At 50.9% G+C, this 15,291-nt stretch carries 14 protein-coding genes; 4 read left to right on the top strand and 10 right to left on the bottom strand.

The window, feature by feature from the left end; all coding sequences use genetic code 11:
* The first annotated feature begins 180 nt into the window (after positions 1-180).
* From glnA to glnG, 3 genes are all read left to right on the top strand, one after another.
* Positions 181-1,587: a glutamate--ammonia ligase gene (gene glnA / locus ACN0R1_RS12950; RefSeq protein ID WP_417583492.1), complete on the top strand. Its 1,407-nt coding sequence runs from the start codon at positions 181-183 to the stop codon at positions 1,585-1,587.
* 235 nt (positions 1,588-1,822) lie between these two features.
* Positions 1,823-2,896 carry a nitrogen regulation protein NR(II) gene (gene glnL / locus ACN0R1_RS12945; protein WP_417583490.1) on the top strand — a complete coding sequence of 358 codons (1,074 nt, stop codon included), beginning with the start codon at positions 1,823-1,825 and terminating at the stop codon, positions 2,894-2,896.
* Positions 2,880-4,307: a nitrogen regulation protein NR(I) gene (gene glnG, locus ACN0R1_RS12940; RefSeq protein ID WP_417583488.1), complete on the top strand. Its 1,428-nt coding sequence runs from the start codon at positions 2,880-2,882 to the stop codon at positions 4,305-4,307. Before glnL ends, glnG begins: the two co-directional genes overlap by 17 nt.
* 78 nt (positions 4,308-4,385) lie before the next feature.
* Here glnG and ACN0R1_RS12935 read toward each other — a convergent pair whose 3' ends face one another.
* The 6 genes from ACN0R1_RS12935 to leuS form a co-directional block, all read right to left on the bottom strand.
* A complete protein-coding gene (locus ACN0R1_RS12935; protein ID WP_417583486.1) occupies positions 4,386-4,562 on the bottom strand; it encodes a hypothetical protein in 177 nt (58 codons plus the stop codon).
* A gap of 48 nt (positions 4,563-4,610) precedes the next feature.
* Positions 4,611-5,987 (bottom strand): ammonium transporter, encoded by a 1,377-nt coding sequence (locus tag ACN0R1_RS12930; protein WP_417583484.1) that lies wholly within the window; start codon positions 5,985-5,987, stop codon positions 4,611-4,613.
* Between the two features lie 288 nt (positions 5,988-6,275).
* A complete protein-coding gene (locus ACN0R1_RS12925) occupies positions 6,276-6,629 on the bottom strand; it encodes a c-type cytochrome (protein WP_417583482.1) in 354 nt (117 codons plus the stop codon).
* Positions 6,626-7,660: a DNA polymerase III subunit delta gene (holA, locus tag ACN0R1_RS12920; RefSeq protein ID WP_417583480.1), complete on the bottom strand. Its 1,035-nt coding sequence runs from the start codon at positions 7,658-7,660 to the stop codon at positions 6,626-6,628. Before holA ends, ACN0R1_RS12925 begins: the two co-directional genes overlap by 4 nt.
* Positions 7,661-7,662: 2 nt before the next feature.
* Positions 7,663-8,199: an LPS assembly lipoprotein LptE gene (gene lptE / locus ACN0R1_RS12915; RefSeq protein WP_417583478.1), complete on the bottom strand. Its 537-nt coding sequence runs from the start codon at positions 8,197-8,199 to the stop codon at positions 7,663-7,665.
* Between the two features lie 9 nt (positions 8,200-8,208).
* Positions 8,209-10,803 (bottom strand): leucine--tRNA ligase, encoded by a 2,595-nt coding sequence (leuS, locus tag ACN0R1_RS12910; protein ID WP_417583476.1) that lies wholly within the window; start codon positions 10,801-10,803, stop codon positions 8,209-8,211.
* A 162-nt stretch (positions 10,804-10,965) separates the two neighbouring features.
* Between leuS and ACN0R1_RS12905 the strand changes: the two genes are divergently transcribed.
* A complete protein-coding gene (locus ACN0R1_RS12905) occupies positions 10,966-11,517 on the top strand; it encodes a zinc ribbon-containing protein (RefSeq protein ID WP_417583474.1) in 552 nt (183 codons plus the stop codon).
* Here the strand turns inward: ACN0R1_RS12905 and lnt are convergent.
* Genes lnt through ACN0R1_RS12885 form a run of 4 tightly spaced genes read right to left on the bottom strand, consistent with a single transcriptional unit; the run spans position 11,455 to position 15,277 of the window.
* Entirely contained in the window at positions 11,455-12,951 is a 1,497-nt protein-coding gene (lnt, locus tag ACN0R1_RS12900; RefSeq protein WP_417583472.1) for an apolipoprotein N-acyltransferase, read from the bottom strand. The two genes, ACN0R1_RS12905 and lnt, sit on opposite strands and share 63 nt — an antisense overlap.
* Before the next feature lie 3 nt (positions 12,952-12,954).
* Entirely contained in the window at positions 12,955-13,797 is an 843-nt protein-coding gene (locus ACN0R1_RS12895; protein ID WP_417583470.1) for an HlyC/CorC family transporter, read from the bottom strand.
* 8 nt (positions 13,798-13,805) lie between these two features.
* Complete coding sequence (gene ybeY / locus ACN0R1_RS12890) at positions 13,806-14,261, bottom strand: rRNA maturation RNase YbeY (RefSeq protein WP_417583468.1); 456 nt, start codon at positions 14,259-14,261, stop codon at positions 13,806-13,808.
* Positions 14,261-15,277, bottom strand: a complete 1,017-nt coding sequence (locus ACN0R1_RS12885; protein ID WP_417583466.1) for a PhoH family protein — start codon at positions 15,275-15,277, stop codon at positions 14,261-14,263. Before ACN0R1_RS12885 ends, ybeY begins: the two co-directional genes overlap by 1 nt.
* Positions 15,278-15,291 lie beyond the last annotated feature (14 nt).

The raw sequence follows: 15,291 nt of genomic DNA, 5'->3' as shown, positions 1-15,291 counted from the left end.
CCATATTAGTGCAAAAAGATGTTTTGTGGATGGGGCGTTTTCACCGCTCCCGCCGTAAATAGTGGCTCTGACGAAATGGCACAAGGATTGCTTTAGAATTATCAAGCAGTCGTGCCGGATAGAACTCCGGCGGATCCGGCTTTCGGCAAATTCATCTAGATCAAAAGGTAGGAGAGTCCTATGTCAGAGAATACTCTGAATCTGATTAAAGAACACAATGCGAAATGGGTTGATATGCGCTTTACTGATTTTAAAGGTAAAGAACAGCACGTAACCATCCCTGTTTCTGATATGGGTGATTCCTTCTTCGAAGAAGGTAAGATGTTTGATGGCTCCTCTATCTCCGGATGGAAGGGTATTAATGAATCTGACATGATTCTGATGCCGGATGATTCTGCATCCGTACTGGATCCTTTTACTGAAGCACCGACTATTATTGTGCGTTGTAACATAGTCGAGCCAGCCACGGGTCAGGGCTATGACCGTGATCCTCGCTCTGTCGCGCTGCGTGCAGAACAGTATCTGGCATCTACCGGTATTGCTGATACAGCGATGCTTGGCCCAGAGCCTGAATTCTTCGTGTTTGATGAAGTTAACTGGCATGCCGATATCGGTGGCTGTGGCTATACTATCAGCTCTGAAGAAGCCTCTTGGGCATCCAGCCATAAGATTGAAGGTGGTAACACCGGTCACCGTCCACGCGTGAAAGGCGGTTACTTCCCAGTACCCCCAATCGACTCTCTGCATGATCTGCGTGCAGCGATGTGTGATGCTATGGAAGCTATGGGTCTGACCATCGAAGTTCACCACCATGAAGTGGCTACAGCGGGTCAGTGCGAAATCGGCGTGCGTGGTAACACTCTGGTTAAAAAAGCCGACGAAGTTCAGATCCTGAAGTACTGCGTACACAATGTTGCGCACGCTTATGGCAAAACCGCTACCTTCATGCCTAAGCCGCTGGTAGGTGATAATGGTTCAGGTATGCACGTTCACCTGTCTATGAACAAAGATGGCAAGAACATCTTCGCGGGTGACGGCTACGGTGGTTTGAGTGAAACGGCGCTTTACTACATCGGCGGTATCATCAAACACGCTAAAGCGTTGAATGCACTGTGTAATCCATCAACTAACTCCTACAAGCGTTTGGTTCCTGGATTCGAAGCACCGGTTATGTTGGCTTACTCAGCACGTAACCGCTCTGCCTCTTTGCGTATTCCTTATACCACTACACCTAAGGCACGTCGTGTGGAAGCTCGCTTCCCTGATCCAGCTGCCAACCCTTACTTGTGCTTTGCAGCCTTGTTGATGGCGGGTATCGACGGTATTCAGAACAAGATCCACCCTGGTGATCCTGCAGATAAAGATCTGTATGACCTGCCACCAGAAGAAGCCAAGCTGATCCCAACTGTGGTATCCAGCTTGACTGAAGCCCTGGATAACCTGGAAGCTGATCATGAGTTCCTGACTAAAGGTGGCGTGTTCTCTAAAGATATGCTGGATGCCTACATCAAGCTGAAACGTGCCGAAGTTGAGCGCGTTAACATGACAACACACCCTGTTGAGTTTGACCTTTACTACTCTGTTTAAGACTAGCAAGGTTTAACCCAGCTAAAAAAGCCTCCTGACGGAGGCTTTTTTTATGCGCTCTCTTAACGCAAATCTCTGTACTAATAAATAGCAAGCGCACAGAATTGGTGCGTTAAGTATAAGCTGTATAAGGCTAATATGGATGAGAAACCCGTATCCACTGCACTTATTTGGATCGTGAAGGGGCATTTAAGTGGCACCTTTCTTGCTATAACAATGCAAGAGGAGATGTTAAATGGCAATAAAATCGATTCATCAGCAGATACTGGATAACCTGACAACCTCAGTGATTCTGCTAGATAATCAGTTATTTATAACCTATATGAACCCAGCGGCAGAAATGCTGTTGCAGGCATCCATACGCCGCTTAAAAGGTAAGGCTGTGTATGAGTGGCTGGTGTTCAGCGAGGAAGATCTGGAGTTGATGCGTGATGCCTTAACATCGTTGCATCCATACAGTAAACGCGAAGCGCGTCTGATGAACGCAATGGGCCAAGAGTTATTAATCGACTACAGTGTTAATTTATCACCCACGTTGGGATTGCTTTTAGAAGTTCAGGCAAGAGACCGTTTGTTGCGTATTGAGCGTGAAGAGGAGCTGTTATCTCGACATGCAACAGCGCGTTCATTGGTCAGAGGTCTTGCGCATGAAATTAAAAATCCCTTAGGTGGCATTCGCGGTGCGGCACAGTTGCTCGAACGTGAGTTGACGGATGTCGAGCTGCATGATTATACCCGTGTGATCATTGATGAGGCGGATCGCTTGCGCAACCTGGTGGATCGTTTATTAGGCCCACATAAGTTGCCCCATCTGGAAATGGTTAATATTCATGCCATTCTGGAGCGCGTCTGTCACTTGGTCAGAGCTGAATCTGAAGAGAAAATCAGTTTGACGCGGGATTATGACCCGAGCATTCCAGAGTTTTCTGGGGACAAAGAGCAACTGATTCAGGCCATTCTGAATATTGTCCGTAACGCCATGCAAGCGCTGCATGAATCGGCTACTGAAAATCCATCCATTACCATTAAAACTCGGGCGTTGCGTCAGATGACGCTGGGTACTGAAAGACACCGACTGGTGTGTTCGATTGAAATAATTGATAACGGTCCGGGCATTCCTGAAGAGCTGGCTTCGACGATCTTTTACCCGATGGTTACTGGGCGTGCGGAAGGTTCCGGCCTGGGCTTGTCCATTGCTCAAGCTATCATCAATCGACACCGTGGATTGATAGAGTGCACCACCGAGCCGGGTCAGACACGATTTCACTTACTAATACCACTGGAGCAGAATCATGAATACAAGCGGTAATGTCTGGGTGGTTGATGATGACCGTTCGATACGCTGGGTGCTGGATAAGGCCTTAAGTTCCGCGGGTCTGAAGACCGCTATTTTTGAAAGTGCAGATCAGTTGCTGAAAAAGCTTTCGCTGGAACAGCCGGATGCCATTATCAGTGATATCCGTATGCCGGGAATGGATGGATTGGAAATGCTGGAGCGTATCCATGTTGACTATCCGGATCTGCCCATTATTATCATGACCGCGCATTCCGATCTGGATAGTGCCGTAGCGTCATACCGTGGCGGCGCATTTGAATACCTGCCTAAACCCTTCGATGTGGATGATGCCGTTGCGCTGGTTGCGAGAGCTGTAGAGCACGCGCATGAACGGCGTGAAAAATCACCTGATCTCATCGAAGCCGATACTGCCGAGATCATTGGTGAAGCGCCGGCTATGCAGGAAGTGTTTCGTGCCATCGGTCGCCTGTCGCAATCCAATATAACCGTGTTGATCAATGGCGACTCAGGCACGGGCAAAGAATTGGTGGCACATGCACTGCATCGGCACAGTCCACGGGTGGCGCATCCGTTTATTCCTCTCAATATGGCGGCCATTCCCAAGGATTTGATTGAGTCTGAGTTGTTTGGCCATGAAAAAGGCGCTTTTACAGGTGCTGCTGCCGCTCGTCGGGGGCGCTTTGAGCAGGCGGATGGCGGTACCTTGTTTCTGGATGAAATCGGCGACATGCCGGCTGATACACAAACGCGGTTGCTGCGCGTGTTGGCCGATGGTGAGTTTTATCGTGTAGGTGGTCACACCCCGGTGAAGGTGGATGTGCGCATTATTGCGGCGACCCATCAGAACTTGGAAACCCTGGTGCAGGAGGGACGCTTTCGCGAAGATTTATTCCACCGTCTGAATGTCATCCGTATTCATATTCCCAGATTGTCACAGCGGCGTGAAGATATTCCCAGATTGGCCCGTTATTTTCTGGCGCGTTCTGCTGAAGAGCTGAGTGTGGAGCCGAAAACCCTCAAGTTGGATACAGAAGAGTTTATTTGCGATCTACCCTGGCCGGGCAATGTCAGGCAATTGGAGAATACCTGCCGCTGGTTGACAGTAATGGCTTCAGGTCGGGAGGTGTTGATCTCCGATTTACCCCCAGAGCTACTTGATCGACCAGAAATCAGTCAACCTGTTGGCGGCAGTTGGGATCAGTTGTTACGTAGCTGGGCTGATCAACAGTTGAGTCGTGGTCGCAAATCCATTCTCAATGAAGCCTTGCCAATGTTCGAGCAGGCAATGATAGAGATCGCGCTGAAGCATACCGCAGGGCGTAAGCGGGATGCGGCGGAGTTGTTAGGCTGGGGGCGTAATACCCTTACCCGTAAGATCAAAGAACTAGGTATGGAAGCCGATGAGGATGATGACGAAAGTTGACCGCTGATATGAGCTGTCATAACGATTTCATCCTAGGCACTGGCAGCTCTATTAACGGAGCTGCCAGTGAATCGACTATCAGCGATTTTTCAAAGGATCCATCGGGCTGCTGAAACTGTGTTTCTCGTGTATTGCACTAGCGACCACCACGAGTGTCACCGCTGCGGCAACGCCAAGTGTTATCAGGCCCAGTATCACGGGTTTGTCAAAGAAGGTAAATACGGCGCTGGCGCCTTCAAATGTAGTTAAACTCATGATTGATTTCCTAAATAGATGTTATAGGTTAATGCTGTCTGATTTGGTTTAAGCAAGTTTGTTTTCCATCGCTATAGACGCGGTTGAGTGGCTGTTCTCGAAACGGCTAACGGGGGCTTGCCCATGCATCGCTGCCCATTCGGGATAGGCTTGTGCAGGTACTTCGGTCAGATCAAGTCCGCGCTCTTCGGCCTGTGCGGGAACGCGCAACATACCAACCTGCTTTAGCAAGTAAGAGAGCAGGTAGCCTGGAATGAATCCGAGTGAAGCCATCACAATTGCGCCCACCAGTTGACCGGTAAAGCTGATATCGGCCATACCTTCCATGTTGGGGTAACCGCTGAGAAAAATGCCGCTGATCAGTAGTCCGGCAAATCCAGCGAAACCATGTACAGCAAAAGCACCTACGGCATCATCAATGCGAAGGCGCAGCAATAACTGATTTACCATGGGCGCTAAACAGCCGACGCCGAGGGCGATCAAGTAAGCCAGTCCTGGGTGGTAAAGGTCCAGCCCTGGAGCAACTGAAATAATACCGACCAATCCGCCAGACATCATCCAGAAAGGTTCGCGGCTGACCAGGTAGGCACCGACAACACCACCGGCAAAGCCCATTAATGTGTTAAAAGAAAAAGCTGAGAGGGTGGTCGGTTGACCGTAAATGTTGATCCATTGTGCACCTCCGTTATAGATGATGCAGCCACCGAGAAAGCCAAAAAAGCCGACAATGATCAACATTAGCCCGACGACACTCATGGGCATGCTATGACCGGCTATTGGGTTGACCGAGCCGTCAGGGTTAAAACGGCCGATACGCGGTCCCAGGTTAATCACCACGGCCAGGGCAAAAAAGCCAGCAACCATATGCACTACACCTGCAGCACCTACATCGTGGTAACCCCATTTTACCGTCAGCCAACCTTCTGGATGCCAGCCCCAGGCCGCCGCCAGCAGCCAAAGGACGCCTCCGAGTAATAGAGTCAGAACCAGAAAAGCACTGACACGCGCGCGTTCGATAATAGCACCTGAGAAAATAGAGCCGGTCGTGGCTGCAAAAAGGGCGAAAGCACCCCAGAAAATGCCGGTGGCATTATCCTGGATGTTTGGTCCCATCGATTCGCTCCAGGGCATGGATGCTATAAGAGCATCCATTCTGGGCACTAGCCCATCCGGAAAAGCGTTGTAAATTGCCCAGCCGACCAGGTAAACAACCGGTATGATCAGTGCGAAGGCGAGAATGTTTTTCACCCCAGCAGCCAGAGCATTTTTTAGTCGAGATGCGCCAATTTCATAGGATAGAAATCCAGCATGTATCAGTATCATCAGGGCGGTACACCACCAATAAAAAATCTCCATGTTCAGGGTGTTTGTCATTTCGATCAGAGCATGTAGCTCTGCAAGGGAAGGGGTTTGCAGCTCATCCATAGGTCAATCCTCAGAAAGGTTGTTGGGGCGGCTTAAAACACAGTCATAGACATACCCAAAGGTTAGTCAGTTATTTATTTCTGGTTATATAATGTTCTGGAAGGGAATGTAAGCAGAGTCCGTGCCAGCTTGTGCTAAAGCTGAAGAATTAGACTGGAGGTCAGGGTATCCGGGTAGTGTAGTATCGGTCAGGGTGTTTTTGAAGGTTAATGATCAGTATAAAAATGCGTCATAATCGTCCAATTCTATACCGGCTGCTTAGATATGGGGCAGAGTACGACTGGGAGTTCAGTCTACAGACTGTGTATCTTGTTGCAGGCGTTGTTCGCGTTGACGCCGGCGCAGATCAACGGCATAACGGGCAACAGTATTGGCTTGTTCGTTGCTTAGGTCTGGAAAGTGCCCCATCGGATGGCCAAATTGATAGCCATGTTTAATGATCAGGACAACGTCATGCACCTGCAGTTGGCTGACACCGGCTGGCAGGTTCTGCAGCTCGGCTCCAAGGCCCTGATAAGTGTGGCATTCCTTACAGTAGTAGGCATAAAGCTGATCCCCGCTGGTCATTTTTGCTGGCGGCACCTCAGCGTCACAGGCAGTCAAGAACAGCATGCCGAGCAGTAAGGCTAGGGCTGACTTCATAGAACCTCCGGAGTCGGTAATAGAGACACTCCCGCAAGCTTGAGAGCGATTTGACGGATGATCAGCCAAGGGCTTTGGTCAGTCATTCCCTTGATGGCATGGTCAGCCAGAGCCGCGGATTTCAGTAGAGATTCCAGTGTTGTCGAAGCCAGGTTCTGGCTGGCTTTACGGACCAATGCTTTACGTTTACCCCAGATGCGTTCTTTTTGGCACAGGTTATCGTATTGTTGACCCTGCTGCAGAGCCAACTGAACATTATACAGCGTACGGATTTCCCGGGTCAGAGCCCAAAGCACTACGGGTGCTTCAAGTCCTTCCTGAATCAATGCCGTTAGAATTTTTTCACAGCGCTCGGGCTGTCGGCTCAGGGCGGCTTCTGTTAATGCAAATACATCATAACGTGAGCTGTCTGATACCGATGCTATAACCTGCTCTGCACTGATTTGGGTACCTGGAAAGAGTAGTTGTAGTTTAGCCAGTTCCTGGTGTGCCGCCAAAAGATTGCCTTCAATACGCTCTGCCAATACCTGCAGGGCCTCATCGTTGAGTTGCATGCCCTGTGAAATTGCACGCTGCGACAACCATTGTGGCAGTTGTGCCGCGTCAGGGGCGTGTACCTCGACAAGTAAGCCTTCTGCTTCCAGATGTTTGAACCAGGCCGCTTTACGGCTGGCGGCATCGGCTTTTTCCATAATCAGCAGTAATGCGGTATCAGGTGGAGGATCCTTGAGCCAGGTGAGCAGTAACTGACCATCGCCTTTATTGATCTTATGACTACCCAAGCGGATCTCGACAATCTTGCGATCAGCAAACAGGGACAGTTCATTTGTGCCCAATAAGGTGGTTTCCCAGCTGAAATGGCTATCTGATTGATGCACATCACGTTCACTAAACCCCTGCTGTCTCAGGTAAGCACGAATCTGATCGGCAGCTTCTTGAGATTGCAAGGGTTCGTCACCGATTACCATAAAAACGGGGCTGGCAGAAAATCGCTGCAAGGCCCCGGGCAATTGTTCGGTTCGGAGTTTCATTATCAGTTAGCAGAGGCCGGTGGGCGCAAGCGAATATACTGGCGCATGATCTGCTGTGCCAGATCCTGATGCATCTGCTGGCGTAATACCGGTTCCTGTGAGTCACTGGCGGTAATGTTGCTGCTATCTACGTTGTAGGAGCGCTCAGATATCAAGGAGCGTGCGGGTAGTAATTCCTCTCCGTCCTGGTTAGTCACTCTGAAGGTGACTTCACCACGCAGCTCGTATTCCGATGCTCTTGCACTGCTATCCAATGACAGGGTGCGGCGGTCAAATCGCTGCTCCATCAGTTCGATACGATAAGGTGCCTGACCGGTAATTTCCACGCCATTGGCTTCCAGCGCCTGTTTTAGAATGTTCTCCAGTCGAGAGTCATTCGAGTCGCTCAGCAGTGTCACCTGCTTCAGAGATTCAGGAATATCATAGAGCCCCCGCAGTTTGAAGCCACAGCCGCTTAGCAACAGCAGGAGTAGTGCTAACAGCAGTACTTGAACCTGCCACCGCTGAAACGGGGTTTGAGAGCCAGTTAGATGGATCATAGGGATCTCCTAGCCTACCACGATGTTAAGCAGCTTATTGGGAACGGCAATTTTCTTGCGCAGGGTTTTACCCTGCATGTGTTTCTGCACATTTTCTTCAGCCAGTGCTAAATGCAACAAGGTATCTTCATCAGCATCAGCCGCGACTTCAATACGAGCACGTACCTTGCCATTCACCTGTACCACAATTTCTACAGTTGCCCGTGTCAACGCGGCTTCATCCACCTGTGGCCAGGCAGCCGAGATCACTGCCTGCTTGTGGCCGAGATGCTGCCAGAGTTGGTGGCAGATATGCGGGACGATGGGTGACAGCAGCAGCACGGCTGTTTCCAGCGCTTCGTGCATAACAGCACGACCCTGTGGGCTAACATCATGAAAGCGGCCAATCGCATTGGACAGTTCCATGATAGCGGCAATAGCTGTATTGAAAGTCTGGCGCCGTTCAGTGTCATCGGTTACTTTTTGAATTGTTTCATGTACCTTGCGGCGCAACTCAGTTTGTTCATCACTCAGGTCTGAGGCTGTCAGTGAACTGACTGGCAGGCTGTGCTGAAGATGATCATGAACCTGTTTCCACAGACGGCGAAGGAAGCGATGCGCTCCTTCAACGGCCGAATCAGACCATTCCAGAGATTGCTCAGGTGGTGCTGCAAACATCATGAACAGACGCACAGTATCGGCACCGTAGCGATCAATCATCACCTGTGGGTCGATACCATTGTTTTTAGATTTAGACATCTTCGCCATGCCGGACACGATCACCGGTTCGCCATCTAGCTTGTGGCGAGCACTGATAATGCGGCCTTTGTCATCGGTTTCAGTAACGACATCGGTCGGGGCTATCCAGGTCTGAGCACCACGCTCATCTTCGCGGTAATAGGTTTCGGCCAGCACCATCCCCTGGCAGAGCAAACGTGTAAACGGCTCGTCTGAGTCGACCAGGCCTTCATCACGCAGCAACTTGTGATAAAAGCGAGAGTAAAGCAGATGCAAAATGGCATGTTCTATGCCGCCAATATACTGATCTACGGGCAGCCAGTAACTGGACTGAGCCGGATCGAGCATGGCGTTGGCTGAAGAGCGGCTGGCAAAACGGGCCGCATACCAACTGGATTCCATAAAGGTATCGAAGGTGTCGGTTTCGCGTTCAGCCGGACCACCACATTCAGGGCAAGTGGTCTGGATGAAGCTGGCCATTTTTTTAAGTGGTGAGCCGACACCGTCAAATTCGACGTCTTCTGGAAGCACCACTGGCAGTTGGTCTTCCGGCACAGCGACCGGTCCACAGTCCGGACAGTTAATCACTGGAATAGGTGCACCCCAGTAACGCTGACGGGAAACGCCCCAGTCACGCAGGCGGTAATGAATGGTCACTTTGCCGCGTTTGCGGCGCGATAATTCCTTGGTAATGGCCTTGAATGCCATATCGAATTCCAGGTCATCATAGTCACCGGAATTGATTAACGGACCTTTTTCGGTAAAGGCTTCTTTCTCCAGGTTAATTTCAACCTGGTCGTTCTGGCTGGTGATGACCTGCTTGAGTGGCAGGCCATACTTCTGGGCGAACTCCCAGTCCCGCTGATCATGGGCGGGTACTGACATGACGGCCCCCGAGCCGTAATCCATCAGTACGAAGTTGGCAGTCCAGACAGGGACTAACTCTCCTGTCAGGGGGTGCACGGCTTCAATACCCAGCGCAATTCCCTTCTTTTCCATCACGGCCATGTCAGCTTCGGCCACTTTCATATTGCGGCAGTCGGCAATGAATTCGGCGATGTCTGAATTGCTTTCAGCCGCTTTGAGTGCCAATGGGTGCTGTGGCGCTACAGCCATATAGGTGACGCCCAGCAGGGTATCTGGGCGAGTGGTAAAGACTTCCAGATCACCATAATCGGGTACATGGAAGCTGATTTCAGCCCCTTTTGAACGGCCTATCCAGTTACGCTGCATGGTCTTGACCTGCTCAGGCCAGTGCTCCAGCTTATCCAGATCATCTAATAACTGATCGGCGTAGTCGGTGATTTTCAGGAACCATTGCGGTATTTTTTTACGTTCTACCAGGGCACCAGAGCGCCAGCCGCGACCATCTATGACCTGTTCGTTGGCCAATACGGTCTGATCGACTGGGTCCCAGTTCACTTCGGCATCACGCTTGTAAACCAGCCCTTTTTTCATCAGCTTGGTGAAGAACCATTGTTCCCAGCGATAGTATTCCGGGTGGCAGGTGGCCAGTTCACGCGACCAGTCGTAACCGAACCCCATGCGACAGAGTTGATTGCGCATGTAGTCAATGTTTTCGTAGGTCCACTTGGCGGGAGCTACTTTGTTGTTGATCGCCGCATTTTCAGCAGGCAGACCGAACGCGTCCCAACCCATGGGTTGCAGTACACTTTTACCCTGCATGCGCTGGTAGCGTGAAATGACGTCGCCAATGGTGTAGTTACGTACGTGCCCCATGTGCAGTCGACCGCTGGGGTAGGGGAACATAGACAGGCAGTAGAATTTTTCTTTCTGCGGGTCATTAATGGCTTTAAAACTTCCCTTTTCTTCCCAGAAGCGCTGGGCAAGGGGTTCTATTTCCTGCGGCTGATAGTGCTCGTTCATCGTATCTGGTTAAAACTCTTATTCATGGGCCCGGGAGAAGGTAACTTCTGCAGCCACTCGTAATTTATTGGAAAGATTTACAGATGCGGCATAGCATACAATATATACAAGCCTGCAAACAGAGCTTAATCTCATCACCCTGACGGTGATTAAGGAGTAGATATGCAAGATTCAGATAAAAAACCGGTAAAGCATTCCGAAGTGGCCCCCGAAGTCTATGATCGTATTCTGGACAGGTTGCGCCGAAATATCGATGAAGCCGGTGAATCGACCTGGGAATCACTGCAGGAAACTATTCAGGAGGCTATCGAACTGGAGATGGCGGCTGAAGAGATGACTCGGGATGAAATGGACCTTCTCCGAGCCTATATTGAACGTGATCTGAAACAGATAGGCTATTATGCGCATGAAACTGGCGAAGGGATTGCCGCCTGGTTGAATTTTGATCTGAATGCGCTGGAGCAGACTGTAATGAACCGGCTGTGGGAGTTGGCGGATAAAACCCGCGTGCAGCATGAGCTGTTACGTGAACAGTTAACGCATGCTGATCAGCAATATCTGGCGGGCGAAATTACCTTGCCGGGACGTTTGCAATGTGTCAGTTGTGGTGAACAGCAGCTGTTAATTCAAAGTGCTGTGATTGAGGTCTGCTCAGCCTGCCATGGGGTGATCTTTGAACGCTCGCCAGGGTCTTGGCCACAAGCTGAGCAGTAATAGCAGCAGACTGATTCCCAGCACCGGCCACACACCCAGCTTTTGGTAAGGTGTCTGGCCCTGCATGGACGGGATGCTTGCACTGAGTACACCGGGTTGCTCTCGACTGAGTCGTTGGCTGAGGCCGCCATCCGGGGCAATGACGGCGGTGATGCCGTCGTTAGTGCCGCGAATCACCCAGCGCCCGTTCTCCAGTGCGCGCATTCGGGCAATTTGCAGGTGTTGTTCAGCGGCGAGTGAGTCACCAAACCAGGCATCATTGGATACCGTCAGAATCAAATCGCTTTCCAGTGCCGAGCGGCGGGACAGCTCCGGATAGGCAATTTCATAGCAGATAAGGGCCGCCAGCTGGGTTTGCCCTACTTGCAACATCAAGTCAGTGTGTTCTGGCAGACTGAATTCGGACATCGGCAAGTCAAAAAAATCGATCAGCCCGCGTAACTGCTGCTCCAGTGGTACATATTCACCAAAGGGAACCAAGCGTTGCTTATGGTAAACGCCACTACCTTGGCTGAAAATACCCAGACTGTTATGAAAGCGTCTTATATCAGGGTTGTCAGTGTCATAGGTCATAAACGGAAACCCACTGATCAGCGTGGTGCCAACGGCATTCAAATGACTGAAAAAATCCTCGGTGTAGGGTGCTGCCTGATAGTAGAGACTTGGGATGGCTGTTTCCGGCCAAACGATCAGGTCATGGTCCTGATAGGGTTTGCTCAGGTCAATATGCTGCTGCAATATCGTTCTCAGTTGGCTTTGATCCCATTTTTCATGCTGGGATATATTGGGTTGTACCAGGGCCACTTGCAGATGGGGTACAGGTTTTTCGCTGGTCCAACTGCTGGGTAGACTTAAGCTTAGCAAAGGCAGCGCCAGTGCCAGCAATAAGGGTTTGGGAGAGCGTTGGGTCATAGCCTGAACGCTCCCGATCGCCAGGCAGAGCGTCATCAGTGATAACCCCCATACCCCCGCTAGCCCGGCCAGTGATTTAAGCGGTGTATCCAGCCAGGTGTAGCCGAGCAGCAGCCAGGGAAAACCGGTGAGAAACCAGCTGCGCAACCACTCAAACCCTATCCATATTGCAATAAAGCCCAGCCACAGGGTGGTTTTGCGGCGACAGATACGCATCAGTAGCCAGGCTTGTAGAGCGAACAGCAGTGCCAGTGCCATCACAAACAGGCTGGTGGCGAGTGTCGCCAGTAGGATCGAGGCGCCACCATAGACATGGATGCTAACCCAGACCCAGGAAACGCCTGCACCAAAGAATCCACAACCATAGCACCAGCCAAGCCAGGCGGCTTTGCGTGGTTGGGTATCTTTTAGCAATAGGAAAAGGGCCGCAGGGCTGACCAGTGCAAACAGGGGCAGGCTGAAAGGTGCGAATGCAAACACAGCTAAGGCACCGCTCAGCAATGCCCCTGCAGTTCGGATCATCAATCAGACTTCCTCAGGAGTAACCTGTAATAAGCGTACGCGGCGGTTGTCAGCAGAGATAACACTGAAGGCCAGACCTTCAAGTGACACTGCATCACCCTTGCAGGGCAGGCGACCAAAGCTCTGGGTGATGATGCCACCAATGGTATCGAACTCTTCATCCGAGAATCCGCTGTTGAAAAACTCATTGAAATCATCGATTGGAGTCAGGGCTTTTACCAGATAGCCGTTGTCATCCAGTGCTTTGATATTGCCTTCGTTTTCATCTTCATCGTGCTCGTCTTCTATTTCGCCGACGATTTGTTCGAGTACATCCTCAATGGTGATCAGGCCGGAAATACCGCCATATTCGTCAACCACGATGGCCATGTGGTTACGTGTACCTCGAAACTCCCGCAGTAGTACGTTTAAACGCTTGCCCTCGGGAATAAACACGGCGGGCCGCAGGCAATCTTGCAGGCTGAAGTTTTCCAGGTTGCCGTCCAGCATGTACGTCAGCAGGTCTTTAGCCAGCAGTATGCCAACGACTTCATCCGGGTTTTCACCACAGACAGGAAAGCGTGAGTGAGCCGTTTCAATAATGACTGGCAGAAAGTCGGCGGGACACTGATTGATCTGAACCATGGTGACTTGCGAGCGTGGAATCATCGCATCGCGTACTTTCATGTCAGAAACCTGCATGGCGCCTTCAATGATACTCAAGGCATCATTATCAAGCACGCCAGCTTCGGCCGCTTCATACAGGCCGTTGATCAGGTCTTCGCGTGTGGGTGGCTCGTCTGAGAAGGCTTGGGCTAATTTTCCTAGCCAGCCTTTACTTACGGTTCCCGATCGGTCTTCGCTCATGATGTCCTCTAAGCGGATAAATAAGGGTTAGGTATGTCCAGTTGAGCCAGCAAAGACACTTCAAGTGCCTCCATTGTTTCAGCTTCATCGTCATTTATATGATCGAATCCGATTAGATGCAAGACTCCATGAATTACCATGTGTGCCCAATGGGCCTCCGGCGACTTCTGTTGCTCCTGAGCTTCGGTGGCAACTACCTCGGCGCAGATGGCCAGGTCACCGATCAGATGGGTATCTATGCCCGGTGGTGTTTCAAATGGAAAGGATAAAACATTGGTGGGTTTGTCCTGGCCACGCCAGGTATGATTCAGCTCACGGCTTTCTTCCAGTGACACGATGCGGATACAGACTTCGGCCTGCTCCAGTCGGCCGGATAGGGCCGCGTCCACCCAGCGTTGAAAGGCGGCTTCATCTGGCAAAGCCTGATCTTCCACGGCAATCTGTATATCAACCTCAAACGGCATCAGTGCTGGTCTCTGCGATGGTTGTTTTGACTATTGTTTTGTCCGGCTTCCAGTTTTTCATAGCGATCATAAGCCAGAACGATGTGTTGTACCAGTGGGTGTCTGACGACATCTTTGGCACTGAAGTGGGTGAAGCCGATACCCTCAACACCCTTGAGTACTTCAATCGCATGCACCAGTCCAGAGCGCACGCCTTTGGGTAGATCTATTTGAGTAACATCGCCGGTAATGACGGCCGTTGAGCCAAAACCTATACGTGTCAGGAACATTTTCATCTGTTCGCGGGTGGTGTTCTGGCTTTCATCCAGAATAACAAAAGAACCATTCAGGGTTCGGCCACGCATATAGGCTAAGGGTGCGATCTCAATGACATTTTTTTCAATCAGGCGCGCGACTTTTTCAATGCCGATCATTTCGTACAGGGCATCATAAAGTGGACGCAGGTAAGGGTCGACCTTCTGTGACAGGTCGCCTGGTAGAAAGCCAAGCTTTTCCCCGGCTTCTACGGCCGGCCTGACCAGCAGAATACGACTAACCTCTTCCCGCTCCAACGCTTCAACAGCACAAGCAACCGCCAGATAGGTTTTACCGGTACCGGCTGGGCCTACACCGAAGTTGATATCAAGTGTCTGTACCGACTGCACATATTTTTTCTGATTGTCGCTACGCGGCCGAATCTGCATTTTTCGAGTACGGATAGCCAGGTCGCGGTCTGTGACGGTACTGGCAGGCAGGCGCATGTCGGCTCCTGTCTGTTTCAATGCCAGGTGGATGTGCGCAGGCGTTAACTCTATGCCCTGGCAAGCTTCCTGATATAACTGCAACAGAACGGGTTTAAACGTCTGGCAGGTTTCAGGATCACCCATCAACTGAACGTGATTGCCACGGTGCAACACCTCTATTCCGAGACGCTCTTCCATCAGCAGAATATGTTCGTTGAGCTGGCCACAGAGGTTGGCCAGCGCCGCTGGATTGTCCGGTTCGAGTAAAAAACTGAGTGTAATGGGGTTAGACAAATCAATATCCTGAA

Origin of the sequence: Nitrincola sp., assembly GCF_048264025.1 — a bacterium.
In the GTDB taxonomy this organism is placed as follows: Bacteria; Pseudomonadota; Gammaproteobacteria; order Pseudomonadales; family Balneatricaceae; genus Nitrincola.
Note: the sequence above shows the minus strand (reverse complement) of the source record. Positions and strands in the feature narration are given on the sequence as shown.